Annotated in this window: 1 pseudogene; it reads left to right on the top strand. The window is 27.9% G+C overall.

Annotation, left to right across the window (positions count from 1 at the left end):
• Positions 1–37 precede the first annotated feature (37 nt).
• Positions 38–2509, top strand: a pseudogene (locus CAMP5063_RS08200) (hypothetical protein); the annotation flags it as partial.

The raw sequence follows: 2509 nt of genomic DNA, 5'->3' as shown, positions 1-2509 counted from the left end.
GGGCGCAGCTTTTTCACCGGTGTTTAAAGCCAATAAATTGGGTAATGTAGTAAACATGGGGACTATTAATTCCGATAACATATTACTTATAGGAAATAAAGTTAAGGTTGAAGGTAGTATCGTACCACTTTATTCAAATGGTAATATGGTTAATTTGGTTGGTAATGAAATAGATATATTATTAGATAATATAAAGGCATATCGAATTGTAGCTAGTGCATATGAAAAAGGAGAATTACGAGAGTTAGCAACATCTGCTTATTATGATTCTAAAATAACAGATGCTATATATAAATTTAAAACGCAAGAATACAATAATATAGAAAATTTAGGCAATAAAAAATTGGTTACAGATGATTTTCAAAAATATATTGGTATAGGATCTGATTTAGATTGGTTTTATTTTTCGAAAATGTGGAACGAATCTAAAACAGTGGCTCGGTTTAATAATGATTATAGATTGGTAAATGATATTTATTTTGAAAATAAAAACTATGCAAATTATTGTATATCAGGACATGGATGTGCAAATATGATTATCGGATATGATATTGTATTTGCTAAAAATTTTGATGGACAAGGATTTGCTTTAAATAATATTAATATAGATACAACTATCTTAAAGGATAAAATAGATTATGTTGGTGTATTTGGACGAGTAGGGCATGATGCAAGAATAAAAAACATCAAAATAGATTATAATTTAGGAGGGATTAAAACTTCTGCGGCTTATGCCGGTGGATTTGCAGGGGAAGTTATAAACAATGCGGAATTTAGTAATATATCTTTAAATAGAATAGAAGGTATAAGTGCTAACCATGTTGGTGGATTTGTGGGTATTATCAGGAAAGATAAACAATCTTATCCAAGAAATCCAGTATTCTCAAAGATAGAATTAAACAATATTAAAAATATAGGAAAAGAAAATAGTAGATATGCTGGTGGATTTACCGGATATATAGTTAATGGCACATTTAATGATATAACATTAAATAATATAGAAAATATCAAAGGAGATAGAGCTGGTGGTTTTGTGGGATATATCAACAATGAATACAATCAATATAAAGATGCAACTATAAAAATACAAAACATATCACTAAATAATGTAAAAAATATAGGAATCCAAGGAGTTACTACCTATTCTGGAGGTTTTGCAGGTGAAATAAATTATGGGGATTTTTCTAATATATCTTTAAATAATGTGGGAAATATTTATGGTAATGCTGGTATAGGAGAATACTATAAAGGTTATGCTGGTGGATTTGCAGGGTATATTCTTAAAGGAAATTATTCTAATATATCTTTAAATATTTTTGGGGATATTATAGGAAATCATGCTGCTAGTGGTTTTGGAACTTTATTTGGTTTCCAAAGCAGACTTTTATCAAATATCTATATGTATTTTCAGCCTGATTCAAAATTGATTAGTAATAATTATTTATATAAATTTGTAAACAGCTCATCGGGTTTAAATAATATTAATATTTATCATAAGGAAGGGGAATTGACAAATGCAGAAGAAATACCAGATAAAATGAAAATTTATACCTATACAGATGAAAATGGTTATATAAATTTTAAAGAAGCAGTACTAGGTAAATTAGAAGGACTACGCGAAGAAGATGGAAATTTAATCTTTGCACAAAAACCTGATATAAATATAGATATAGAAAAACCTTCAGAGGATGTTGTATTGGAAAAAGATGATGTGGTTAGTATTAAAGATTTGCAAGATATGCTTGATGTTATATCTAATGGTAAATACTCAATTCATATAAAAAACCCTGATATAATTTATGGAATAACTGATAGCATACGCCAAAGTTTGGATTTTTTAAAATCATTATATGCTCAAGAAAAAATAAGCGAGATATTAGAGAATATTGATGTGGAATATAAAAATATATATAATAAATATCAAGATATTTTAAAACTAATTGATGAAAGTAAAATCTCTCTTAATAAATTTATTAGTGGATCTTTAAAACCTTTAATCCAAGAAACAGAAAATTTTATCGAAAGATTGATTATTTATCAAGGACAACTTAATGATAAAATTGCAGAATATAATGATTATGTGGATTTAATTAACCAGGGTTTGGCAAATAAAAATGATGAATATCTTGATGATTTGAAAAAAGATATGAATATGTTGATTAATGCTAGTAAGAATTTGGCAGATAAGATTAATAAAAATCAAGAGCAATTGATTAAATGGAAAGAAGAAGCTCTAAAACAATCTCAAGGGCATTTTGAAATTAAAGGTGCTTTTGCTAATGTAATACTAAATACAAATTTAGATCTAAATGAAATAGATCCACCTAAGCCTATAATCCCACCTACACCAATAGAACCACCAATTGTAGTACCACCTACACCAATAGAACCACCAATTGATAATAAACCTATTGACCCAGTAGAACCACCAATTGATAATAAACCTATTGACCCAGTAGAACCACCAATTGTAGTACCACCTACACCAATAGAACCACCAATTGATAAT

This window comes from Campylobacter sp. RM5063 (assembly GCF_024723655.1).
Lineage (GTDB): Bacteria > Campylobacterota > Campylobacteria > Campylobacterales > Campylobacteraceae > Campylobacter_D > Campylobacter_D lari_D.
The sequence above is the reverse complement of the archived record's forward strand: the minus strand, read 5'-3'. Positions and strand labels throughout refer to the sequence as shown.